Origin of the sequence: Pseudomonas sp. 39004, assembly GCF_028682155.1 — a bacterium.
Taxonomy (GTDB): Bacteria; Pseudomonadota; Gammaproteobacteria; order Pseudomonadales; family Pseudomonadaceae; genus Aquipseudomonas; species Aquipseudomonas capeferrum.
Genome location: NZ_JANIAG010000055.1, coordinates 1 through 23,284 on the forward strand (window position 1 = coordinate 1; position 23,284 = coordinate 23,284).

The window sequence follows — 23,284 nt, forward strand, 5'->3', positions numbered from 1 at the left end:
CGTGTGCTCTTCCGATCTTTGTACAGCCGCTCCAATGTCCCGGCCTCGCTGCTGAACGAGGTTTCCAGCTCGATCTGCGGATAATGCTGCATCAGTTCGTAGGTCAGGCTCATGGCGATGGGAGGTGATACCGCGCCGATCCGCAGCATGCCCTGCTTGCGCTGGTGGAAGCTCTGCAGCAGTTGCAATGCCTCGTCTTCCTGGCCGAACAGACCCTGGGTGATGTCGTACAGCTGGCGGCCAGCTGTGCTCAGTTCGATGAAGCGGCCGCGGCGATGGAACAACTCCACCGAAAACCGCTTCTCCAGCCCGCTCACCTGCTCGCTGATGGTGGGCTGGCCGATACTCAGCAACTGCGCCGCCTGGGTAAAGCTGCCTGTGCTGGCGACTGCATGAAAGGACCGCAACCACTTGTGGTACTGGTACATGGCTTCTCTCGATCAAGAAACAGCTGCAAGCTGAAAGCATAGCGGCGCCCTCAACGGCGTACGAACAGCGCAACCAGGGCGCTGCAGGCACAAGCCGTGGTGACCACGATGAAAATCAGCGACGTATTGCCCGTTGTATCGAGCATACGACCGATCAACGGCTCAGCCAGCCCGGCGAAGAGATACGATGAGAAATTCATGATGCCGGTCGCAGTACCGGCGCGGCGGGCACCTACCAGGTCCGGGCACAGTGCCCAGAAACTCGATGCCGGCCCATAGACGAAGAAGCCGCACAGGAACAACGCTAGCAGGCCTACTGCGCTGTGCGCCGGAAGGCTCCACATCCACAAGCTGGTGAGTGCGCCCAGCACCATGTAGAGCATGATCGCCAGGTACCGCTTGCTGCCGAACAGCTTGTCCGAGACCCAGCCGTTGCTAAGTGCTCCGACCGCCATACCCACGGGCAAGGCGATGGTGATCCACTTGGGGTCGATGAAACTGTCGCCCTTCTGCCAGTTGGCACCGAGGAAGTGCACCGGGACCCAGACGATCAAGCCGTAGCGAGCGGCGTTCTGAAAGCCGAGGGAAACCGCAGCCACCAACAAGCGCGGGTTCTTCAGCACCGCCAGGTAGCGTTGCCGCGAGGTCTCTTGGTCCGTCTGCGTGGCCTCGCTGCTGCGGTCCTGGGCATTGGCCACGCCGGTGTTGTCCAGCGCCGGGTAACCCATGTCCTGCGGCCGCTCCCGGGCCACCAGGTAGAAGACGATGCCTCCTGCCAGCATCAAGAGCACGGGCAGGCGGAAGATCCAGCGCCACTCCAGGTGCAACACATCGAGGATGACCACGGAGGTGACATACGACAGCACCGAGGCACAACCGGCCGCAAACACATAGAAGCCGTAGACCCTGCCCCGCTCGGCGGCGCTCCACCAGTTCGAGAGCAGGCGACTGCCCGGCGCCCAGCCCAGTGCCTGGAAGTAGCCGTTGACGCCCCAGGGCAGCACCAGGCTCAGCAAGCCGCCAGCGAAGCTGGTCACCCAGTTGGCGCCACATGACAGCACTGCGCCCAGCGTCATGATGCGCCGCCCGCCGAATTTGTCGGCCAGGTTGCCATTGATGGCCTGGCCTATCGCGTACATCCACAACATCGCGCTGGAGGCCCAACCGAGCGTCTCCTTGCTCAGGCCGAATTCGGCCTGGATGCCAGGGATGGCAAAACCGAAGGTCTGACGACCCGTGTAGAAAAACAGGTAGCAGAACATGGCAGCCAGCAGCATGCGCCACTGGGCCAGGCGGAACGGCATGGTAGTCGGGATCGAGCCAGGCAGTGTTTGTGCACGGTTCATGACGGTTTCCTTTTGTTCGCTGCCGCCGGCACGGGGGCGCGGCGAGTCGGCACTCTTGTTCGGTGCGGGAGGAAAAGCGTGATGCGTCAGGCGGCTTGGGAGCCGATGAAATTGCGTCCGCGTGGACCCTGCATGGCGTCATCGATCATCGCTTCGGCCTCGGCGGCTGTCACGCCGTAGTCTTCAAACTCGGTGCGCACGCCCAAGCGATGCAAGAAACCCCGCAGGCGCTGCTGGGCGGCGTCAAGGTCAGGGCCGAAAACCTTCTGCAGGGTACGGTCGCGTTGGCCGTCACGGCCCCAGGCCAGGCCAAGGACCATCGGCAGGGTGAACGAACAGGCGATGCCATGGGGCAGCCCATGGCGCAGCGTCATTTCATACGAGATGGAATGGGCCAGGGCCGTCTTGGTGTTGGAGAACGCCATCCCGGCCTTCAGCGCGGCCAAGGCCATGCGCGTGCGCAGCTCGGGGTTGCCCAGGTCCTGGTGCAACTGTGGCAGGCAGTCCAGGATGTCCTCGATGGCCGACACTGCAAAGGTGTCCGAAATAGGATTAGCGTTGTGATTCCAGATCGCTTCCAGGGCATGTGACAACGCATCCAGCCCGGTAGACACCGTCACTGCGCCGGGTACGCTGAGCATCAGCTGTGGGTCGATCAACGCCACCTGAGGCCAGGTGCACGGCAAATGCAGGGAGTACTTCTTCTGCCGGCCGGCATCCCACAGCGTGGCCCACGGCGTGACCTCGCTGCCGGTACCCGCCGTGGTGGGCGCGGCAATCAGCCGTTTGTACCGAGCCGGGGTGAACGGCTTGCCACTGGCCAACAACTCCAGCAGTTCATCGAAGTGCCCCGAGGCGGTCCCTACGATCAACGCTTTGGCCGTATCGATGGCGCTGCCACCGCCCAAGGCGAAGACGCTGTCGCAATCGCCATGGTCGGCCCAGAAACGCTCGTGGACTTCGCGCAACCACGCCACGTCCGGGTTCGGCTGCACATTGTCTATCACACAAACCAGGCGCTCGCCGAGCAGGCCGCGCACCCGCTCCACCAGCCCCAATTGCACGGCCTCGGGGAAGGTCACCAAGGCGACCTTGCCCGGGCACAGGTCGGCGATCCGCTCCAGGCTGCCAGCGCCGAAGACGGTCGAGACAGGATTATGGAAACAGGCAGGCATGGACAGTTCCTTATTGTTGTTGGAAGGTGCAGCCATGCTCGTCGGCTGGCAGCTTTCGTTCCAATCGTTTAAATGCAGGCAGGTATCGGTGAGACCGATAACAGCGGCAGCAGGCATCGCGGTTTCTCCAGGCAAGCCCCGCCCCTGCGCAAGCGAAGGGCGCAGAAGGCAAGGCCGGGTAACAGGATCAGTGACGGGCCGAGCCCTGAATGGCTTCGCGGAGCCGGCTGGAAAGCAGGTCCGCCAGTACCACCATCAGGGTGATCAGCAGGATGCAAGTCGCAGTTTCTTGGTACTTGAATAGCTTCAAGCTGCTGACCAGCTCGAACCCAAGGCCACCCGCACCGACCATGCCCAGCACGGTCGCCGAACGCAGGTTGACCTCGAAGCGGTAGAGCACCACGGCAATCCAGGCAGTGATGACCTGCGGTAACACACCGAAGATAATTACCTGCAGCGGCCGAGCGCCGGTTGCCTGCAAGGCCTCGATCGGACCTTGGTCGATTTCCTCGATGCTCTCGGCGAAAAATTTGCCAAGCATGCCCACACCGTGCAGCGCCAAAGCGAGCACGCCAGGGAACGGGCCCAGACCGACTGCCGAAACGAACACCAGCGCCAGGATCAGTTCGTTGATGCTACGAATCACATTGAGCAGTTGCCGAGTAGCCTGATACAGCCAACGCTTGTTGTGCAGATTGCGCGCGGCAAGCAAGCCCAGCGGGATGGCGCCGACAATCCCCAGCAAAGTGCCCCACAGCGCGATCTGCAGGGTTTCCAGCGCTGGGTGCCAGAGGCTTGGCAGGATGCTCAGGTCTGGCGGCAGCGAGCGGCCGAGAAAGTCGCCAATCTGTGGCAGGCCGCTGGCCAGCTCGGTCCAGCTCAACTGCGCCCCCTCGGCGCTCAAATGCAGGATGCACAGGACTAACACCAGCAATGCAGCGCTGCCCAGCCAGCCGCGTGATGTGGCCGGCGTGCGCACCAGCCATTGGTGAGTACGTGGATTCATGTTCTGGCCCTCGTGCCACTAGCGATGGGAAGATTTTCAGCAAGCGGGGTATCGCCTGGCTGGCGAGGCGCGGCACTGTGGTAAATACGCTGCAGCGCAGCGTCATCCAAGGCCTGCGCCGGACCATCAAATACCAGGCGGCCACTGGCCAAGCCGACGATACGGTCGCCGAAGGCCCGTGCCAGATCCACTTGGTGCAGGTTGCACACCACCGTGATGCCGAGGGTGCGGGTCGCCTCGCGCAGATAGCGCATCACCAGGTGTGCCGTTTTCGGGTCTAGGCTGGCCACGGGTTCGTCAGCCAGGATCACATCGGGGCGCTGGGCCAGTGCCCGGGCGATGCCGACCCGCTGCAGTTGTCCGCCAGACAGCGAATCGGCGCGCGCGCTGGCCTTGTCGCTCAGTTCGACGCGGCCCAAACAATCATGGGCCAGGGCTACGTCCTCTCGTCGGAACAGCTGCAGCAGCGAGGCCAGGGTGCTGCAGTACGCTAGACGCCCGGTCAGCACGTTTTTCAGCACCGAGAGGCGCGGCACCACGTTGTGGTGCTGGAAAATCATCGCTACCCGCCGGCGAAGTTCGCGCTGCTGGGAAGCCTGCATGGCGTCCACCCCGCCGACTTCCAGCACACCACTGTCGGCGTGTGCCAGGCGGTTGATGCAGCGCAGCAAGGTGGATTTTCCGGCACCGGACTGACCGAGGATGACCAGGAACTCGCCGGCCTGGACCTGCAGGTCGATGCCACGCAGCACCGGGTTATCGGCATAGCCCTTGTTTAATTGCTGGATGCGGATCATTTCAGCCTCCGCAGGTCAAGATCGAGCACCGTGGCGGTATCGCGAACAACGTCATAAGCCGCGTCGCTGGTGGGCTGAAAACCGTCGAGCATGCCCTGGTCGCCCCAGGGCACATCCTTGATCGCGGCGAATGCACTGCGCAGCTTGGCTTGCAACTCAGGGTCAAGGCCTTTGCGCCAGACCATCGGCGATTCGGGAATGTCCGGCGAGGTCCACACCACATGGAAGTCCTGCTGTTTGACCTGCCCGTTGTGCACCGCGCTGGCGAGGATGCGATCGGCCACCGCTGCGGCGTCCACTTTGCGGTTTTCCACGGCGAGGATGCTCGCGTCGTGGGATCCAGAGAAGATCACCCGCGAGAAAAGGGTCTTCGGATCGTGGCCAGCCTGTTCCAGGCCCGCCTTGGGAAACAGGTGCCCGGAAGCCGAGCTGGGGTCGACGAAGGCGAAGGTCTTCCCCTGCAGGTCTTGCAGGCTGCGAATGCCACTGTCGTTACGGGCGATGATCAGGCTGTGGTAGGCGCTGCTGCTGGTCTTGCGGGTCACGGCCACGGCAAACGCCTCGGCATCAGCCATCTGTTTGGCCAGCACGTACGAGAACGGCCCCAGGTAGGCCACATCCAGCTTGCCGGCACGTAGGGCTTCGATCACGCCGTTGTAATCGGTGGCCACGAAAGGTTTGACCGGCATGCCTAGACGCTGCTCAAGCTGGTCGAGCACCAACTGGCTGCTCTTGATCATTGCCTGAGAGTCCTCGGAAGGTATCAGGCCGACGGTCAGGGTCTGTTGGGCCTGCACTGCCGGAGTAAACATCAGGGGCAGCAGGATAAAGCGGGCAGAACGGCGCAGGCTGGCAAGGGAAATCATGGCGTCACCGCAGGGTTGTTTTTGGTGAGGCCAAAGCTAGGGCTGTCATGTGACAGTCACCGCATCAATTCAATATGGTTTTTGACCCCTTTCCATTCAAAGGATCTATGGATGTCTTCTGCACGCCTGCGTACTTTTCTTGCCGTCGCCCGCCATGCCAGCTTCAGCGCCGGGGCCAGGGCCATCGGCGTCAGCCAGCCGACGGCTACCAACCAGGTCCAGGCCCTGGAGCGCGAATTCAATGTCGAACTGTTCCACCGGCGCGGGCGCCGTATCGAACTGACCACCGTGGGCCGTGCACTTTTGCCGATCGCAGGCCAACTGGCGCTGCTCGATGCCGAAGCCACCAACCTGCTGCGTGACGCCGGCAAGCTCAACCGCGGGCAACTGCGCATTGGCGCGGTTGGCCCGTTCCATGTGATCGAAATGGTTGACCGCTACCAAGCCCGCTATCCGCAAATCGATGTCTCCATCCGTGTCGGCAACTCGGCCTCGGTGCTGGCCGATCTGGAAAACTACGTGAGCGACATCGGTGTACTCGCCGGGCGGCCGGAAAACCCGGCATTTGTCGCCCAACGCTACGCGCGCCATCCGGTCATCTTGTTCGTCCATGTCGAACACCCCTTCGCCAGGTATGACGAAGTGTCCCTGCAAGCCTTGCAGGGGCAGCCGCTGCTCCGTCGCGAGCACGGCTCGACTACCCGCCTGGCACTGGAACGGGCCTTGCACGAGGCTGACGTCAGCCCGCGGGTGGCCATGGAAATCGGCAGCCGCGAGGCGCTGCGCGAAGCGGTCATCCGCAAGCTCGGCATCGGCGCGGTGTCGGAGGCGGAATACATTGGCGCCCCCTGCCTGAAAGTCATCCGCATCGCTGGCGATGTGGTATTTACTGAAACGTATCTGTATTACCTGGCCGAGCGGAGCAGCAGCCAGGTCATCGACTCGTTCCTGTCGATCGCGCTGCGTTGAATGAAGGTTATCGTCCCTCCAGGCGTTCCAAGGCCCGATCAAACTCGCAACGTTCAACCTGGTCGCCCACCAAAGTAGACGACTGGTCTAATCTGGGTTAGGCTTCGCTCATCATGAAGAAACCAGCCAACGAAATGCGTGAGCACATCCTCGATGTTGCCAGGGCACTTATGACCCACAAAGGCTACACGGCTGTCGGTCTCAACGAGGTGTTGAGCACGGCCGGAGTACCCAAGGGCTCGTTCTACCACTACTTCAAGTCCAAGGAAGAATTTGGCCAGGCATTACTCGACGTTTACTTCGACGAGTACCTGTCCCGTATCGAGCCGATCCTCAAGCAGCAGGCGAATGGTGCGCAAAGTCTTCTGAAGTACTTCCAGTACTGGAGCGAAACCCAGTATGACGAGGCCGTGGATAACAAATGCCTGGTGGTCAAGCTCGGCGCTGAAGTCTGCGACCTTTCTGAAGTCATGCGCCACGTGCTGGACAAAGGCACGTCCCGCATCATCAGGCTTATCAGCGATAGCATCGAGCGCGGCATTGATGATGGCAGCATCGTTACCAAAGACAGCAAGGCGCTGGCCGAGTCGCTGTATCAACTGTGGTTGGGCGCATCGTTGATGGCAAAGGTGAACCGCTCTACCCAACCCTTTCAATCAGCGCTGGCCATGACGAAAAGCCTGCTCGGTTGAGCGGCTTTTTTTTAACCAAAAAGTAGACGACTGGTCTACTTAGATGAATTTGATGGAACCACTCATGACTGATAACAGTACCCGTACTGACTTGTTCGAACCCACCCGAATGGGTGCCATTGAACTCTCCAACCGTATCGTCATGGCACCCGTGACGCGCAGCCGTTACGCCGAGGATGGCGTACCCAATGAACTGCATGCTACCTACTACGCTCAGCGCACCTCCGCTGGCCTGATCATCGCCGAGGCGACCAACATCAGCGCCCAAGGCCGTGGCTACGCTGCGACGCCCGGTATCTGGAGCGCAGACCAGACGGCTGGCTGGAAGAAAGTCACCGAAGCTGTACATGCCAAAGGCGGCAAGATCGTGTTGCAACTGTGGCATGTCGGCCGCTTCTCAAGCGTCGAACTGCAGCCTGACGGCCAGGCACCGGTAGCCCCCTCTGCGATCCGGGCCGAGGGCAATACCTACACGGTCGACGGTTTCGTGCCAGTGTCCACACCGCGCGCGCTGGAAACTGACGAGATAGCCGGTGTTATCGAGCAATACCGAGTTGCCGCGAGAAACGCCATGCACGCGGGGTTCGATGGCGTGGAAGTGCATTCTGCCAACAGCTACCTGCTCGATCAGTTTCTGCGTGACTCTACCAATCAGCGCACCGACCTGTACGGTGGCTCGATCGAAAATCGAGCACGCCTCACCCTTGAAGTCACCCGCGCGGTGATCGAGATCTGGGGGAGCGACCGGGTCGGCATCCGACTGTCACCGGTGACCCCGGACGCCGGTAACACACCTCCCGACAGCAACGTCATGGGCCTGTTCGGTTACTTGGTGCCCGAGCTGAACAAGCTCGACCTGGCCTACATGCATTTCGTGGAAGGCGCCACTGCGACTAGCCGCGACATCCCTGCGGGCGTTGATATGGATGCCCTCAGCGGCCTGTTCGCAGGACCCTATATCGGTAACAACAACTACGACCTGGAAATGGCCATCGAGCGCCGCGCTCAGAACAGGATCGATGCAGTGGCCTTCGGCCGCTTGTTTATCTCCAACCCAGACCTGGTTGAACGCCTTCGCCATGGAGCAGAACTGAGCACCGCTCCCAGAGAGAGCTATTACGGCGGTGGGGCCAAGGGCTACACCGACTGGCCGAATGGCAACTACTGAAGCAGATCTACCACCCCCACATCGCGCCCTGAACTGCGCGCTTCCGGCTCCCGGTGTCCCCCGAAACCGGGCAGTCTTTCGACGCATCATGCGTCTCTCAGCACCTGGATAGCTAATCATGAGCAAAAACATCAAGACCGTTGCCACGGCCGAATATGACGCCGTTATCGCCGTGGCTCAGCACTATGTCGATAGCCTGCGCATCGGCAACGCTGAAGGGTTGGCGCAGGCCTTCCACAAGGATGCCGTCATGTATGGTTTCACCAACGGCGAGCTGCTAGGAGGCCCGATCTCCAACTTGTTCGGCTTCGTCAGAAAGCACGGCAACGCCCCGGATATCACCACTCGCCTGGATGTGCTGGCGATTACCCCAACGACCGCCGTCGTGCGTGTGGACATGGAAAACGACGCCATCGGCGCCGACTACAACGACTATCTGACGTTGATCCGCATCGCCGGCACATGGCAAGTCATCGCCAAGGTTTACCATCAGTTCGAAGGCTGACGTTCGATCATCATTGATGTCGGGCGGTCTGAACGATCAGCTCGATCAGTAGTGGGCCATTCGGGTAAGGCGTCAAGTCTTGTCATTTGCCAAGGCTTAAGGCAGGGTCGATACCACTGACATCTCTGCCAAAGGAGTCACCCCATGTCGAGGCTTTATCCCAGTATTGACCCTGAGGGGCTGGTCGAGTACTCGGTGGTCTATACCGACCGCTCGCTCAATCACATGTCACAGACATTTCAGGGCGTGATGAAGAACATTTCCAAAACCCTGAAACAGGTCTATAACGCCCAGGCTGTTGCGGTGGTCCCAGGGAGCGGTACATTCGGCATGGAGTCGGTAGCGCGACAGTTTGCCACCGGCCAGCAATGCCTGGTGATACGCAATGGCTGGTTCAGTTATCGCTGGAGCCAAATCCTTGATACGGGCAACATCCCGGCGGCCACCACGGTGTTGAAAGCCCGACCGGTCGACACCGGGCGCCAGGCTGCCTACGCGCCCCCGCCGCTGGAGGCAGTGCTGGCGGCCATTGAGGCGCACAAGCCGCAGATTGTCTTCGCCCCCCACGTTGAAACCTCGTCAGGGATCATCCTGCCCGACGAGTACCTGCGGGCCGTCGGCGACGCCGTACATGCGGTGGGTGGCCTGTTCGTGCTGGACTGCATCGCCTCTGGCACGCTTTGGGTTGATATGCACAAGTGCGCAGTCGACCTGCTGATCAGCGCACCGCAGAAAGGCTGGAGCGCCTCCCCTTGCTGTGCCCTGGTGATGCTCAGCGCGTTGGCCCTCGAGCGCATCGAGCACACGCAGAGCAGCAGCTTTGCCTGCGACCTGAAAAAGTGGCTGCAGATCATGCAGGCCTACGAACAAGGCGGACACGCCTACCATGCGACCATGCCCAGCGATTCGCTCGCCCGATTCAACGACGTGATGAACGAGATGCAAGCCTACGGTTTCGACAAGGTCCGCGGCGAACAACAGGCGCTGGGTGATCGGGTGCGCGCCATGTTGACCGGTAAAGGTTTCAAGAGCGTGGCCGCAGCCGGCTTCCAGGCCCCAGGCGTCGTGGTCAGCTACACCGATGATGCCGACATCAAGAGCGGCAAGAAGTTTGCCGCTCACGGCCTGCAGATAGCCGCCGGCGTGCCGCTGCAATGCGACGAGCCGGCCGACTTCCAAACCTTCCGCATCGGTCTGTTCGGGCTCGAAAAACTACACAATATCGAGCGCACGGTCAGCATCCTAGAGCAGGCACTGGACGAAGTGATGGCGAATTAAGCCTTCAGCCTCATGCCGTAAGGTGAATTCAGAAAGGTAGCCTGCCCAAGGGGACGGAGCCGCATTCGCTTCGTTCTCCAGGATGGGAAATACCTCGCGCCGCGTACTCAATCCCCTATCAATCGATGGCGTCGGCGCATAAACCTCAGGAAATCTCGATCTGATACCTGAAGCCATCGGCCGCAGCGCGGGAAAGGCGGTATTCCAGTGGGGATCGGTCATAGCCCATTGCCGTGCGTTCGATGCTGACCATCGGTGCACCGATCTCGATTGACAGCATGTCAGCCATGGACCTGTCGGCCGCGCCAACTGTGAGGGTTTCCTTGGCCGAGGCGATGCATTGCCCGCACTGCTTTTCATAAAGCGGATAGAGCAGTTCACCGAAGCTCGCCGAGTCGATTTCCAGCAAGTCACCGAAGCGGCTGGCGGATAGCCAGATATCCTCGTGAAACAACACGCGGCCTTCGACCATTCGCAGGCGCTCCATGTGCACGACCTGCTCACCCTCGCTCAGCTTTAGCGCGTCGGTTACTGCCTGCGAGGGTGTCTGGAGGGTCTTGGAGAGGATACGGCTGGTGGGGGTTTCTCGCCCGCCGCCTGCATTCACTTGGCGAAAGAAACGAGCCAGCGAAGTCTCGAAATTAGGCCGCCGCAAAAAGGTGCCTCGGCCCTGGCTGCGCAACAGAAGCCCCTCGTTGACCAGCGTATCCACCGCCTTGCGCACCGTGCCGATGGCGACGCCGTAATGCCGAGTCAGCTCTGCCTCGGTGGGAATAGGGGCACCCGGGGTCCATTCGCCGGCAGAAATCTTCGCCAGCATTTCTTCTCTGAGGCGCTGATACAGCGGCAGCCGCTCGTCGTATCCGAGTGTTGGGGTGTTCATTTATTGATCAATCCTTGTCCGAGGCGAATTCACTTTATCACTGTTGCGTGAATTGACAGATACCAAGCGCTGAAGATATGGTCATGCAGTCATCTATATGAATTACGGGCGACGTAACGATTCGGCTCGCTTCCAGCCCTGATTGCCAGCAGCGGGCGTGTCAGGACAACAATAATCAGGGTTTCGCTTATGGATCATTCTCTGTCTCTCAGATTGCACGGCGTGGACACGCACGCACACATCTTCCATCAGCATTTGCCGATGGCTCCCGAGCGACGCTACAGCCCTCGCTATGATGCGCTGGTCGAAGACTACCTCGGGCACCTTGATCGTCATGGCCTGGCGTATGGCGTGCTGATCCAGCCGAGTTTTCTGGGCACCGATAACCATTACTTGCTGGACGCTCTAAGCCGATATCCAAAGCGGCTACGTGCCGTGGCAGTGGTTGACACCCAGATCAGTGAAGTGCAACTGGACGAACTTGCCGAGGCGGGCGTGGTAGGTATTCGCCTCAATCTGGTCGGTAAGGCATTAGCCGACTATACAGGCCCCGCCTGGACCGGCCTGTTCAAGCGGCTGGCCCGGCGAGGCTGGCACGTCGAAATTCAGCGCGCAATCCATGATGTGGCACTGATCGTGCCAGACATTTTGGCGTGTGGCGTCGAAGTGGTGATCGATCATTTTGGCCTCCCCACTGGCGGCATCGAAATCGAGAAGCCCACCCACAAGGCATTTCTGACCTTACTCGCCGACGAACGCGTATGGCTCAAACTCTCGGCGCCCTACCGCAGCCAGTTCAACCTTGCCCAGGCACGGCTTGTTCTGGCTCAGCTGCGCGAGTCTAGCGGTGGCATTGCGCGATTCCTTTGGGGCAGTGACTGGCCCAACACCCAGTTCGAAGACCAGACCGACTACGACCGGCAGGTTGCCTTCTTCGAAGCGTTGCTCCCGGAACCCAGCGAACGCACTCGAGTATTGCGGGATAACCCGGCGAAGCTGTTCAGCTTCGACGTTTCGCGTTAACCGCCCCATAACAACAATAGGACGTTCCTTATGATGAGCTTGCTCGTCGTGGCGGCAATCGTGGTTGCCGTCGCCCTTGGCTACAAGACCAAGATCAACATCGGTCTCTTCGCAATTGCTTTTGCCTACCTGATTGGATGTTTCGGGATGGGCCTGAGCCCCGCCGAAGTCATCAGCATGTGGCCGCTGAAAATCTTCTTCATCATTTTCGCTGTTTGCCTTTTTTATAGCTTCGCTACGGTTAACGGCACACTGGAAAAGCTGGCCGAACACTTGATTTACCGCTGCCGAACGATGCCGCAACTGCTTCCCTTCGCGGTTTTCTTCACCGCTACGGTCATTTCGGCAATGGGCGCTGGCTACTATACGGTTCTTGCCTTCATGGCGCCGATTACCCTTTTGCTATGCGAACGCACCGGCATGAGCCTGATCATCGGCGGCATGGCGGTAAACTATGGCGCCCTGAGCGGAGCCAACTTCGTCTCCAGCCAGAGCGGCATTATCTTTCGGGGCTTGATGGTCAACGCCGGCATTGCAGAGAATGATGCCTTCATCAACGCGGCGGCAATCTTCGTCAGTACGCTGGTGATTCCGTTACTGGTGATTTCGGTGTTGGTATTCCTTTCCGGGCATGGCAAGGCGATGAAGGCCTCTGCCTACGTAGCCACCGCACCTACGCCGCTGGACCGCGAACAGAAAATCACGCTTTGGCTGACACTGACGATGATGGTCATCGTTCTCGCGGCACCTATCGCCCAGATCGCCTTCCCCGATAACGCGACAGTACGTTTCATTAACGCCAAGATCGATATTGGCTTGATCGCGAGCCTGTTTTCGGTCATCGCGCTGCTGCTCAAGCTGGGTGATGAACGGAAGGTCCTGGCCTCGGTACCCTGGGCGACGTTGATCATGATCTGTGGGGTGGGCATGCTCATCTCGGTCGCGATCAAGGCCGGGACCATTGACCTGCTGGCCGCGTGGATGGGCAGCAGCATCCCGCCGATCCTGGTGCCGATCGTCTTCGGCATCGTCGCGGCGTGCATGTCGCTGTTCTCCAGCACCCTGGGCGTCGTCACTCCGGCGCTATTCCCGATGGCACCGCCAATCGCCGCCGCGCTCGGGATAGACCCGATGCTCCTGTTCGTGGCCATCGTGGTCGGCGCACAGGCCACTTCTATTTCGCCATTCTCCTCAGGCGGCAGCTTAATACTTGGCTCCTGCCCGACGGAACAAAGTCGCTCCTCGTTGTTTCCGCAGTTGCTCTTCCGTGCCGCACCTCTGGGTTTCGTCGCGGCCCTGATATTCAATGCGATCTTCACGTTCATCGATTTTTGAATGGCGAAATAACGGCCCGGAGAGCTCAGTGAATTTCGTTGGGAAGGTGGGCGGGCCACCCTGTGGAGGACGAAACATGTCCATACTTACGTAAGTCATGGTGGGAACGGTTTCGCATGGCGATCTCTTAAATTATCTAATGAGGCGTTAATTGAGGCCGTGCCAGGCGCTTTGTTGAATGTTCGAAGTTGTCGATAAGAGCCGTACTTAGGCTGAGCGATGGGCAGTTTAGGTGTGTTCGCTAAACTGCCCCATGCGCGTCACTTGATGAAACGAACTTGGCTATTGATCTTTTCGATGACCGCACCTTTGCGTTCGTTGAAGCGCGCCTTGTTCTGCTCGAACAGGTTGTTGCCCTTGGTGTCGATGGAAATGATCAGAGGCCCGAACTCACGCACTCGGTTGACCCACAGCGTTTCCGGCATGCCCAAATCCTGCCATTCAGCACGCTCGATTTCCTCGACCTGGGTGGCGGCCAGGACTGCGCAACCACCGGGGAACACTGCATGTACAGCTTTGTTCTCCAGGCACCCGGTGGTGGTCTCTGGCCCCATGCCGCCCTTGCCTACGATCAGCTTGACACCGGTCTGCTCGATGAACTGTTTCTCGAATTTTTCCATGCGCATGCTGGTGGTCGGGCCGATGGACACCATCTCGAAGCTGCCATCCTCTTTCTTCTTGACGATAGGGCCGGCGTGGAAAATAGCGCCGCCACGCAGATCGACCGGTAGCTCGCGGCCCAGTTCGATGAGCCGGCGGTGGGCAACGTCACGGCAGGTCACCAGTTGGCCGGTAAGGTAAACCACGTCGCCGACGTTGAGGTTGGCCAGATCTTCATCGCTGATTGGGGTATTGATGATCTTTTTCACAGTACTACCCCTTCATGGGAGAGGATGTCATAGCTCAGGTCGGCGTTGATGCGGATCTTGCCGCGGCGGTGCGCCCAGCAACCGGTGGACACTGCCACGCCAATGGTCGAGGGGTGACGGGCCGAAGACTCGATGTTCACGCCCATCACGCTGCTATTGCCGGTGAGGCCCTGGGGGCCAATGCCGATTTCGTTGAGGCCTTCTTCCAACAGCTTCTCCATCATCGCCGCGCTTTCGTTCGGGTGGCTGGAGTCCACTTCGCGCAGAATGGCCTTCTTCGACAGGCGTGCTGCGGTTTCCACCGAGGTGGAGACCCCCACACCTACCAGCAAAGGTGGACAGGCGTTTACACCACGGGAGGTGATTACATCGAAGACAAACTCAGTCACCCCTTCATAACCTTGGCCTGGCATCAGTACCTTGGCCGAACCCGGCAATGTGCAACCGCCACCGGCCATGTACACGTCGACGATGGCGTAGTCGGCATCGGGGATGATTTCCCAGTCCAGCCAAGGGATCTTTGAGCCGGTGTTGGTGCCAGTATTCTTCTCGATGAAGGTTTCCACTGCGTTATGGCGCAGGGGCCCGTGAATGGTGGCTTCCTTAGTAGCATTTTCGAGGATGCCTTCCATTTCACCGAGCAGCGGGAAACGCGCGCCGGCCGAGATGAAATACTGGATCACGCCGGTGTCTTGGCAGCTGGGGCGGTTGAGCTTGTCGGCGTATTCCTGGTTGTCGGCCATCGAATCGTACACTGCAATGGCCAGTGGATTGGTTTCCGCTGCACGCAGCTTGGCCGTTTTTTCCTTGACGTCTTTGGGCAGGCGTTTGCCAATGTAGGCAGTGAACTTGGCCAACGTGTCGGTCAGCGATGAGACGGCTGTTTCTTTATCTAGGGTATCCACGGTTATTTCCTCAGTGCATCACAAGGTGTTTTTTTTCAGGGCTGACGGCAGTTTCTGAAGCCGCCCCCTGTAACGCTTCTTTCTCTGGTTCTGCGCAGGCCTTGCCATCAAGAACCTGGTTCATCCGGTCGCTATCAAGTGCACCAACCCACTTCGCGATGGCCATCGTTCCGACCGCGTTGCCGATGGTGTTGGTGATGGCGCGAGCCTCAGACATGAAACGATCGACGCCGAGCAGCAGCACCATGCCGGCTACCGGAATGTTGTCCATGGTTGCCAAGGTCGCGGCGAGCGTGATGAAGCCTGAGCCAGTTACACCTGCCGACCCCTTCGAGGTGAGCAGCAGTACGCCGAGTACGATCAGTTGATCCATCAGGGACAGCGGGGTGTTGGTGGCCTGGGCGATGAAGATCGCGGCCATGGTGTAATAGATGCACTGGCCGTCAGGATTGAAGGTGAGGCCGGATGGGATAACCAGGCCGACGACTGGCTTAGACACCCCAACCCTTTCCAGCTTGTTCATCATTTGAGGCACCACCGACTCAGATGAACTGGTGCCAAGCACGGTGAACAGTTCTTCGCGCAGGTACTTGAGGAACTTCCACAAGCTGAAGCCCGACATCCGCGCGATGCTGCCCAGGATGATCACCACGAACAGGAAGCAAGTCAGGTACATGGTCGCCATCAGTTTGCCCAGCGACGCGATTGAGCCCAAGCCGTACTTGCCTACGGTGAACGCCATTGCGCCACAGGCTGCCAACGGCGCGACGCGCATGACCAAGCCAACGATGTAGAACATGCCGTGGGAGAAGGCCTCCAGCACGTCGACGACCGGCTTGCCGCGTTCGCCGAGATTGGCCAGGGCAATGCCCAGCAAAGAAGAGAAAAGCAGGATCTGCAGGATCTCATTCTTGGCGAATGCGTCGACTACGCTGCCCGGGATCAGATGGAGTAGGAAGTCGGTGAAACCACCCGTGCCGGTGGCTGCGGCCGAGGTGTAAGTGGAAATCGCTTGGGTGTCCAGGGTCGCAGGATCGATGTTCATCCCCTGTCCCGGTTGCACCAGGTTGACGACAATCAGGCCCAGAACGAGAGCGAAAGTTGACAGTACCTCGAAGTAGATCAGGGCGCGCGCACCTACCCGGCCCAACTCTTTCATGTTTTCCATTTTGGCGATGCCCAGCACCACCGTCGCGAATATGATGGGCGCGAACACCATCTTGATCAGCTTGATAAACGCATCACCCAGCGGCTTCATGTCCACGCCGACCTGCGGCCAGAACACGCCTAGCAGGATGCCGATCGAAACCCCGATCAGAACCTGCACGTACAACTTACCTACCAATCGCTTGGCCATTGCCGTCTCCGAATTATTGTTGTGAGTCGGATGTATGTGGCGACTGGGCTACGTTGCGGGAGGCAATCCTCCTCACAGGCTCGCAGCTAATAGCCCAGATTCTTTGTGGTTAATCACCGCAGGCCTAAGGTAATGGTTTTTTCAGAATGCTGTAATACAATGAAATTAAACTCATTGTTTACCTGGAGTTAACTATGAACCCAGTGTCTGAGCTTGCTTTCTTCAGTCAACTGGTCGGGGCGGGCAGCCTGGCGGCCACCGCTCGCGAGCTGAACCTCACTCCGCCTGCAGTGACGAAGCGTCTTGCGCAATTGGAAAAGCGCCTTGGGGTGCGCTTGCTTAATCGGACGACACGCCGCATCAGCCTCACGGCAGAAGGTGAGACCTATCTGGTTAATGCCAAGCGGATACTCGAGGAGATTGAGGAGATGGAGCGCCAGGTATCAAGCAGCCGCGCTGAACCGAAGGGTTTGCTGCGTGTGAATGCGCCTCTTGGTTTTGGGCGTACCCATGTGGGGCCGGCCATCTCATCCTTCGCTAAGCGTTACCCTGAGGTGCAAGTCCAGCTGCACGTGAGCGACCGTCCAATCCACCTTCCTGATGACGCGATCGATGTGGCTATTCGGTTCGGTGAGCTACCGGACTCCAGACTGATTGCTCGAAAGATTGCCACCAACCGCCGACGTCTCTGTGCCACACCGGGCTATCTCGACACCTTCGGCAGACCGGAGTCTCCACGTGATCTCATGAGGCATAACTGCATAGTGTTGCGGCAAAACGATGCGGCATTTGGCACTTGGCGATTGAGTCGGGGTAGGCAAATTGAGTCCATAAAGGTTCATGGTGGCTTGAGTACCAATGACGGTGAGGTCGCTTTGAATTGGGCCTTGGAGGGGCATGGGATACTGATGCGTGCAGAGTGGAACCTAGCTGATCATTTACGATCCGGCAGGCTTGAAGAGGTGTTAGCGGACTATGAAACGCCTCCGGCGGACATCTATGCCGTTTACTTGGAGCGTCTAAATTTATCTGCGAAAGTGTCCTTTTTCATTGAACACCTCAGGGAGTTTTTCAAGAGCAAGGCAAATGAGCAGGCTAATAGTCTTGCTGCCTGGGCGCGTTGACACTGAATCGCGCCTGTTGTTGTAGCGCATTGAATGACTGCTTCTGGCCGGTTGCTGCCTTTCGCCAACGAGGTACGACCGGTGCGCCGCCGGCATGTCTACCCGAAGCTGAACGTAAAACCGCCGCAAGAACTGTTTGCGCGGCACAGGGGGAAGCGCTTGAGCGTGAGCTGGACCGCCAACGGTACAACGTCCCTGACAGGTGAGAAATCGCCGAAGCAGTAAGGGCGGGTTCACAGAAAGTGCGGCGATTCATCCTGTTTGAGCTGCTCCCAAGCGCTATATGGAATATCCTTGTGCCACGCAATCAACTTCGAAGCAGTGAACTGAACGATGGGTTTTGAACAACTAGCTGAGCTACGTGACCGCCTAAGGTCGGAAAAACAACAGGTCAAGGCCGATAGCGCGAAACACCCCAAGCGCAAGCCTTCCCCGCAGGCGAAGCCTCGTGCCCAGGATCCTGCGGTGGCGGCGATCTGGCCATTACAGAAGCATTTTCCACTGGCCTTTCCTGTCAACCCGGCCCCGAAGGTGCCGCTCAAGGAGGGTATTTTCAAGGATGCCGAGCAACACCTGGAGCTGCTCGGGTTAACCCGCGAGCAGCTTAAACTGGGTATCTCGACCTGGTGTCGGGGAGCTCGATACTGGGCAAGCATGGTGGAGAATGCACCGCGCTTGGACTTGAATGGGCAAGCATCCGGCATTGTGACCGCCGCACAGGCGCTGCACGCGAAGCAACAAGCTTCGCGACAACGCAGCCAGGGCCGACGGGATCGTGTGAAGTCAAAAACAAGTGCCCCGGCCCCTGCCGCCGATGCCACAGCGGAGCAGACTCCGGACTGAGTTCAATCACGCACCTGCTGTGCTTTTCAAGGCGATGACGCACAGCAGGTGAACATACATGAGGAGATGACAGCGATCTGTCATCTCCTGTTGCACTGCAGGTCCAGCGTCACAGCAGATCTGTGGGCGCGTGCAACGTCAGAGCGTCTTCGCGCAGGCTGAATGATTTCGGCGTACGCTCAGGATTCCCCAGGCGATACCCAGCACGGCGGAAATTACCGATCCGCAAAGCACGCCTACCTTTGCTGCGCCGAGCAGACTGGCATCGGCAAACGCCAATGTGGCGATGAAGATCGACATGGTGAAGCCGATGCCGGCCAGCAAGCCGATCAGGGTGACGCCGGTCCAAGTGACACCCGCTGGCAATGTGCACCACCCCAGACGGACCATCAGCCAGCTCACGCTCAACACCCCGAGTGGTTTACCCGCCACTAATGCAATACCGATACCCAGCATCACCCAATGTGGCGTATCGCTGGACAAGTCGATGCCCTGCAGGTTGACCCCCGCATTGGCCAGCGCAAACAGCGGCATGATCGCGTACGCCACCCAAGGGTGCAGCGCATTTTGTATCCGCACTACCGGCGGCAAAAGCTCGCGCTGAGCCAAACGCAGTCGTTTGAGTGGATCGATTAATTCGTTGATGCCCTGCTCTGGTGCCTTTGCGCTGCCAATCAGCTCCCCGGTAAAGCGTCCGATCGCATCCAGTGGGCGCTCGCGCATTGGCATAGCGGCGACGGGGGTCATCATGCCGAGAATCACACCGGCCAGCGTCGGGTGAGCCCCCGTCATCAGTATCCCGCCCCAGGTCACCGCGCCTGGAAGAATATAGGCATAGGCTGACCCGACCCCTATTTTTTGCAGGCCGATGACCATTGCCAGCCCTACTCCAGCCACTGCGAAACCTGAGTAATCCAACCCGCCCGAGTAAAAGAACGCGATGATCAAGACAGCTATGATGTCGTCGATGATCGCAAGGGCCAACAGGAACACACGGATGTTCGATGGTATCGACTTGCCCAGCAGTGCCAACACGCCCACCGCAAACGCAATGTCAGTGGCGGTGGGCACTGCCCAGCCGTTGTGTTGCGGTGCTTGATGGTTGAATGCCAGGTAGAGCAGCGCAGGGACTGCAACGCCACCCAATGCTGCAGCCATCGGCAAGGTCGCCTGGCGCAGGCTGGACAACGCCCCTTCATGGATCTCGCGGCGGATTTCCATGCCTACAACCAGGAAGAAAATGGTCATCAAACCATCGTTGATCCAAAAATGCAGGGACTGCGAGACGACGTGCGAGCCAATGCCGAATGACACCGCGGTGTGCCACAAGGCTTCGTAGCTGGCAGCGGCTGGGGAGTTGGCCCAGATTAACGCGGCTATGGCGCTAATCAGCAGCACGACGCCACTGACCGCTTCGATATGGAGGAAGCGCTCCAGGTTGGCAAACGCTCGCTGGGCCAGTTGCTGAGCACGGGGCAATTCTACTGTTCGCATAGGCAAGGTCACTCGCGCGCGGCGGCCCGACCGGCGTAACTTTTAACCTGCCTCACCGCCCTATGCGGCTAGCACCCAGGCGAAGTTTACAGAATCATCCTAGGCGTTGCGAACTCCGGATACCCCTCAGGCGTTGGTCATTACCCTGCAATTTGCGGTTTTCTGCCTAGACTGACTGTTGTTCTGTTACGCCAAAGCGCGCGCGGCGTAGAACCCTGGGAAAAATAAAAACGAGAGGATGCTCCTGATGTTCAAATCTCTATCCATCGTCTTCACCTGCGCGTTTGCGCTAGGCACCCTGAGCCTTGCCCATGCGGCAGATCCGGTCATCATCAAGTTCTCGCACGTGGTCGCGGACCAGACGCCCAAGGGGCAAGGCGCCCTGATGTTCAAGAAACTGGTAGAGGATCGCTTGCCCGGCAAGGTCAAGGTCGAGGTCTATCCGAACTCCTCGTTGTTTGGCGACGGCAAGGAGATGGAAGCCCTGTTGCTAGGTGACGTACAGATGATTGCGCCTTCCCTGGCCAAGTTCGAACAGTACACCAAGTCCCTGCAACTTTTCGACCTGCCCTTCCTGTTCAATGACATCGCTGCCGTCAACCGCTTTCAATTGAGCCCCCAGGGCCAGGGGCTGCTGAAGTCGATGGAAAGCAAGAATATTACCGGCCTGGCCTACTGGCACAACGGGATGAAGCAACTGTCGGCCAACAAGCCATTGCGGGTGCCCGCCGATGCCCGTGGTCTGAAGTTCCGGGTGCAGGCGTCCGCCGTACTCGAAGAGCAGTTCAAGGCTGTTCGCGCCAACCCGCGCAAAATGAGTTTTGCCGAGGTTTATCAAGGGTTGCAGACCGGTGTGGTCAATGGTGCGGAAAATCCCTACTCGAATATCTACAGCCAGAAAATGCATGAAGTGCAGAAGTACATCACTGAATCCAACCACGGTGTGCTCGACTACATGCTGATCACCAACACCCGATTCTGGAACGGGTTACCAGCGGACGTACGCAGCGAGCTGGACAAGATCGTTGTAGAAGTCACGGCTCAAGTCAACAAGGAAGCAGAGCAACTCAACGACAGTGACAAGCAACGCATCCTCGCGGCGAAAACCACTGAAATCATCGTCCTGACCCCAGCGCAACGTGAGCAATGGCGAGACGCGATGAAACCGGTCTGGAAAAAGTTCGAGGGCGATATCGGGCCCGAACTGATCCAGGCAGCCGAAACTGCCAACAACGCTCAATGATCGCAAAGGCAGAGGCTGCCGGGGCGGCGTCTGCCAGTCGCCACTCGACGTGAGATACCATCGATGAAAGCGCTTCGGCGAATCTGGGAACACTTCGAGGAAGGCTTTATCGTCTTCCTGCTGGCCGCCATGACATTGGTCACGTTCATTTACGTGATCCTCAACAATTTCTACAGCCTGTTCTATTGGCTTGCCGATCGCTGGCCGAGCGCAAGCACCCCGTTGTTTGTCATCGGCGACGAAATCATGGAAATGGCTCAGGCGATGACCTGGAGCACCGCGCTGACCAAGGCGCTGTTTGGCTGGCTGATCTTTTTCGGGCTTGCCTATGGCGTGCGCACGGGCGGGCATATTGGAGTGGATGCACTCGTCAAACTCACCCGCCGGCCGGTGCAAAAGTTCATCGGTATCGTGGCCTGCTTGTGCTGCCTGGCCTATGCAGGATTGCTCAGTGTCGCCAGCTTCGAATGGATTCAGACGTTGATGATCGCCAGCATCGGCGCCGAGGACCTTGGCCACTTCGGCATCATGCAGTGGCATATCGGGCTGATCGTCCCCTTGGGGTTTGCCTTGGTTTTCATCCGTTTCGCCGAAATCCTTGTGCGCATCTTGCGCAACTACCAGACCGGCCTGGGCCTGGCCGACGAAGCCGCTGACGCGCTGAAGCTCGCCGAGCACGAGGATGACAAGCCATGACCATTGCGTTCTTGTTCGTAGCCCTGTTCGTGCTGATGTTCATCGGCGTTCCCATCGCGATCTCCCTCGGCCTGGCCGGCTCCATGACCATCATTTTCTTCAGCCCAGACTCGGTGCGTTCGCTGGCGATCAAGCTGTTCGAAACCTCGGAACATTACACGCTGCTGGCCATTCCGTTCTTTCTGCTGGCCGGTGCCTTCATGACCACCGGTGGTGTTGCCCGCCGCTTGATCGACTTCGCCAATGCTTGTGTCGGGCACATTCGCGGCGGCCTGGCCATCGCCGCAGTACTGGCCTGCATGTTATTCGCTGCCCTTTCCGGATCCAGTCCGGCGACCGTGGCTGCCGTGGGGTCAATCGCCATTGCCGGTATGGTCCGCTCCGGTTATCCGCAGGCCTTTGGTGCAGGCATTATCTGCAACGCCGGTACGTTGGGCATCCTCATTCCGCCCTCGATCGTGATGGTGGTCTACGCCGCGGCCACGGAGACCTCCGTCGGCAAGCTGTTCATGGCCGGTGTGGTGCCTGGCCTGCTTTTGGGAACAGCGCTGATGGTGGCGATCTATATCGTCGCCGTTAAGAAAAACCTGCCCGCCCTGCCGCGCGCGACATTGCGCGAGTTGCTGGGTACGGCGCGCCAGGCGATCTGGGGCTTGTTGCTGATGGTCATCATCCTGGGCGGCATCTATTCCGGGATGTTCACCCCAACCGAGGCGGCGGCTGTAGCAGCGGTTTACTCGGCCTTCATTGCCTTGTTCGTCTACAAGGATTTGACGTTTCGTGAAACGCCAAAAGTCCTGCTGGAATCCGCCAAGCTAAGCATCATGCTGATGTTCATCATCGCCAACGCCATGCTGTTCGCCCATGTACTGACCACCGAACAGCTCCCACAACAGATAACCGCCTGGGTGATCGACGCGGGCCTGACGCCCGTGACCTTTCTGCTGGTGGTCAACATCGTGCTGCTGATTGCCGGTGCCTTCATGGAGCCGTCGGCGATTATCCTGATCTTGGCGCCGATACTCTTCCCCATTGCCATGAAACTGGGCATCGACCCGATTCACCTCGGCATCATCATGGTCGTCAACCTTGAAATCGGCTTGATAACACCGCCGGTGGGCCTGAACCTGTTCGTCACCTCGGCAGTGACCGGGATGTCCTTACCCGCGACCATCAAAGCGGCGATGCCTTGGTTGATGATTCTATTGCTGTTCCTGATGCTGGTTACCTATGTACCTTGGATTTCATTGGTCCTGCCGACCTGGCTGGGTATGAGCTGATG

At 59.1% G+C, this 23,284-nt stretch carries 23 protein-coding genes; 12 read left to right on the forward strand and 11 right to left on the reverse strand.

Annotated elements, in window-relative coordinates; genetic code table 11:
* From NP534_RS12040 to phnD, 6 genes are all read right to left on the reverse strand, one after another.
* The coding region (locus NP534_RS12040; RefSeq protein WP_274098841.1) for a LysR family transcriptional regulator at window positions 1–428 on the reverse strand (428 nt) is incomplete at its 3' end.
* Window positions 429–478: 50 nt separating this feature from the next.
* A complete protein-coding gene (locus tag NP534_RS12045; protein WP_186663079.1) occupies window positions 479–1,774 on the reverse strand; it encodes an MFS transporter in 1,296 nt (431 codons plus the stop codon).
* A gap of 86 nt (window positions 1,775–1,860) precedes the next feature.
* Window positions 1,861–2,949 carry an iron-containing alcohol dehydrogenase PsrA gene (psrA, locus tag NP534_RS12050; protein ID WP_274098842.1) on the reverse strand — a complete coding sequence of 363 codons (1,089 nt, stop codon included), beginning with the start codon at window positions 2,947–2,949 and terminating at the stop codon, window positions 1,861–1,863.
* Between the two features lie 187 nt (window positions 2,950–3,136).
* The gene (gene phnE, locus NP534_RS12055) at window positions 3,137–3,955 is read right to left on the reverse strand and encodes a phosphonate ABC transporter, permease protein PhnE (RefSeq protein WP_274098843.1); all 819 of its coding nucleotides are present in this window, start codon (window positions 3,953–3,955) and stop codon (window positions 3,137–3,139) included.
* Window positions 3,952–4,752: a phosphonate ABC transporter ATP-binding protein gene (gene phnC / locus NP534_RS12060; RefSeq protein WP_274098844.1), complete on the reverse strand. Its 801-nt coding sequence runs from the start codon at window positions 4,750–4,752 to the stop codon at window positions 3,952–3,954. The genes phnE and phnC overlap by 4 nt, the downstream gene beginning before the upstream one ends.
* Window positions 4,749–5,618 (reverse strand): phosphonate ABC transporter substrate-binding protein, encoded by an 870-nt coding sequence (gene phnD, locus NP534_RS12065; RefSeq protein ID WP_274098845.1) that lies wholly within the window; start codon window positions 5,616–5,618, stop codon window positions 4,749–4,751. The genes phnC and phnD overlap by 4 nt, the downstream gene beginning before the upstream one ends.
* Window positions 5,619–5,729: 111 nt before the next feature.
* Here phnD and NP534_RS12070 point away from each other — a divergent pair, with 111 nt between their 5' ends.
* The 5 genes from NP534_RS12070 (at window position 5,730) to NP534_RS12090 (ending at window position 10,230) form a co-directional block, all read left to right on the forward strand.
* Window positions 5,730–6,587 carry a LysR substrate-binding domain-containing protein gene (locus NP534_RS12070; RefSeq protein WP_274098846.1) on the forward strand — a complete coding sequence of 286 codons (858 nt, stop codon included), beginning with the start codon at window positions 5,730–5,732 and terminating at the stop codon, window positions 6,585–6,587.
* Between the two features lie 113 nt (window positions 6,588–6,700).
* Window positions 6,701–7,279, forward strand: a complete 579-nt coding sequence (locus NP534_RS12075) for a TetR/AcrR family transcriptional regulator (RefSeq protein ID WP_274098847.1) — start codon at window positions 6,701–6,703, stop codon at window positions 7,277–7,279.
* Between the two features lie 64 nt (window positions 7,280–7,343).
* Window positions 7,344–8,447, forward strand: coding sequence for an alkene reductase (locus NP534_RS12080; RefSeq protein ID WP_274098848.1), 1,104 nt, complete (start codon window positions 7,344–7,346; stop codon window positions 8,445–8,447).
* A gap of 118 nt (window positions 8,448–8,565) precedes the next feature.
* Entirely contained in the window at window positions 8,566–8,952 is a 387-nt protein-coding gene (locus NP534_RS12085; protein WP_274098849.1) for a nuclear transport factor 2 family protein, read from the forward strand.
* A gap of 144 nt (window positions 8,953–9,096) precedes the next feature.
* Window positions 9,097–10,230: an aminotransferase class V-fold PLP-dependent enzyme gene (locus NP534_RS12090; RefSeq protein WP_274098850.1), complete on the forward strand. Its 1,134-nt coding sequence runs from the start codon at window positions 9,097–9,099 to the stop codon at window positions 10,228–10,230.
* Between the two features lie 145 nt (window positions 10,231–10,375).
* Here NP534_RS12090 and NP534_RS12095 read toward each other — a convergent pair whose 3' ends face one another.
* Window positions 10,376–11,113 (reverse strand): GntR family transcriptional regulator, encoded by a 738-nt coding sequence (locus tag NP534_RS12095; protein WP_274098851.1) that lies wholly within the window; start codon window positions 11,111–11,113, stop codon window positions 10,376–10,378.
* A gap of 189 nt (window positions 11,114–11,302) precedes the next feature.
* Between NP534_RS12095 and NP534_RS12100 the strand changes: the two genes are divergently transcribed.
* Together NP534_RS12100 and NP534_RS12105 are read left to right on the forward strand one after the other, a co-directional pair.
* Window positions 11,303–12,136, forward strand: a complete 834-nt coding sequence (locus tag NP534_RS12100; protein ID WP_274098852.1) for an amidohydrolase family protein — start codon at window positions 11,303–11,305, stop codon at window positions 12,134–12,136.
* Window positions 12,137–12,166: 30 nt separating this feature from the next.
* Window positions 12,167–13,471 (forward strand): SLC13 family permease, encoded by a 1,305-nt coding sequence (locus tag NP534_RS12105; protein WP_274098853.1) that lies wholly within the window; start codon window positions 12,167–12,169, stop codon window positions 13,469–13,471.
* 260 nt (window positions 13,472–13,731) lie between these two features.
* Here the strand turns inward: NP534_RS12105 and ttdB are convergent, their stop codons facing one another.
* From ttdB to NP534_RS12120, 3 genes are read right to left on the reverse strand one after another with little or no spacing between them, the layout of a single operon-like run.
* Window positions 13,732–14,340, reverse strand: a complete 609-nt coding sequence (gene ttdB, locus NP534_RS12110; protein WP_028945996.1) for a L(+)-tartrate dehydratase subunit beta — start codon at window positions 14,338–14,340, stop codon at window positions 13,732–13,734.
* Window positions 14,337–15,245 (reverse strand): L(+)-tartrate dehydratase subunit alpha, encoded by a 909-nt coding sequence (gene ttdA, locus NP534_RS12115; RefSeq protein ID WP_274098854.1) that lies wholly within the window; start codon window positions 15,243–15,245, stop codon window positions 14,337–14,339. The genes ttdB and ttdA overlap by 4 nt, the downstream gene beginning before the upstream one ends.
* 10 nt (window positions 15,246–15,255) lie before the next feature.
* On the reverse strand, window positions 15,256–16,602 hold the full coding sequence (locus NP534_RS12120; RefSeq protein WP_274098855.1) for a dicarboxylate/amino acid:cation symporter: 1,347 nt from the start codon (window positions 16,600–16,602) through the stop codon (window positions 15,256–15,258).
* A gap of 194 nt (window positions 16,603–16,796) precedes the next feature.
* Between NP534_RS12120 and NP534_RS12125 the strand changes: the two genes are divergently transcribed.
* Both NP534_RS12125 and NP534_RS12130 read left to right on the forward strand, forming a co-directional pair.
* Complete coding sequence (locus NP534_RS12125) at window positions 16,797–17,726, forward strand: LysR substrate-binding domain-containing protein (RefSeq protein WP_274098856.1); 930 nt, start codon at window positions 16,797–16,799, stop codon at window positions 17,724–17,726.
* Between the two features lie 333 nt (window positions 17,727–18,059).
* Entirely contained in the window at window positions 18,060–18,569 is a 510-nt protein-coding gene (locus NP534_RS12130; RefSeq protein ID WP_274098857.1) for a ProQ/FinO family protein, read from the forward strand.
* Window positions 18,570–18,707: 138 nt separating this feature from the next.
* Here the strand turns inward: NP534_RS12130 and nhaA are convergent, their stop codons facing one another.
* Window positions 18,708–20,063 carry a Na+/H+ antiporter NhaA gene (gene nhaA, locus NP534_RS12135; protein WP_274098858.1) on the reverse strand — a complete coding sequence of 452 codons (1,356 nt, stop codon included), beginning with the start codon at window positions 20,061–20,063 and terminating at the stop codon, window positions 18,708–18,710.
* A gap of 247 nt (window positions 20,064–20,310) precedes the next feature.
* Between nhaA and NP534_RS12140 the strand changes: the two genes are divergently transcribed.
* The 3 genes from NP534_RS12140 to dctM all read left to right on the forward strand — a co-directional run bounded on the left by NP534_RS12140 (window position 20,311) and on the right by dctM (window position 23,282).
* Entirely contained in the window at window positions 20,311–21,306 is a 996-nt protein-coding gene (locus NP534_RS12140; RefSeq protein WP_274098859.1) for a TRAP transporter substrate-binding protein, read from the forward strand.
* A gap of 63 nt (window positions 21,307–21,369) precedes the next feature.
* Window positions 21,370–22,002: a TRAP transporter small permease gene (locus NP534_RS12145; protein WP_274098860.1), complete on the forward strand. Its 633-nt coding sequence runs from the start codon at window positions 21,370–21,372 to the stop codon at window positions 22,000–22,002.
* Window positions 21,999–23,282, forward strand: coding sequence for a C4-dicarboxylate TRAP transporter large permease protein DctM (dctM, locus tag NP534_RS12150; protein ID WP_274098861.1), 1,284 nt, complete (start codon window positions 21,999–22,001; stop codon window positions 23,280–23,282). The genes NP534_RS12145 and dctM overlap by 4 nt, the downstream gene beginning before the upstream one ends.
* The last annotated feature ends 2 nt before the right edge of the window (window positions 23,283–23,284 follow it).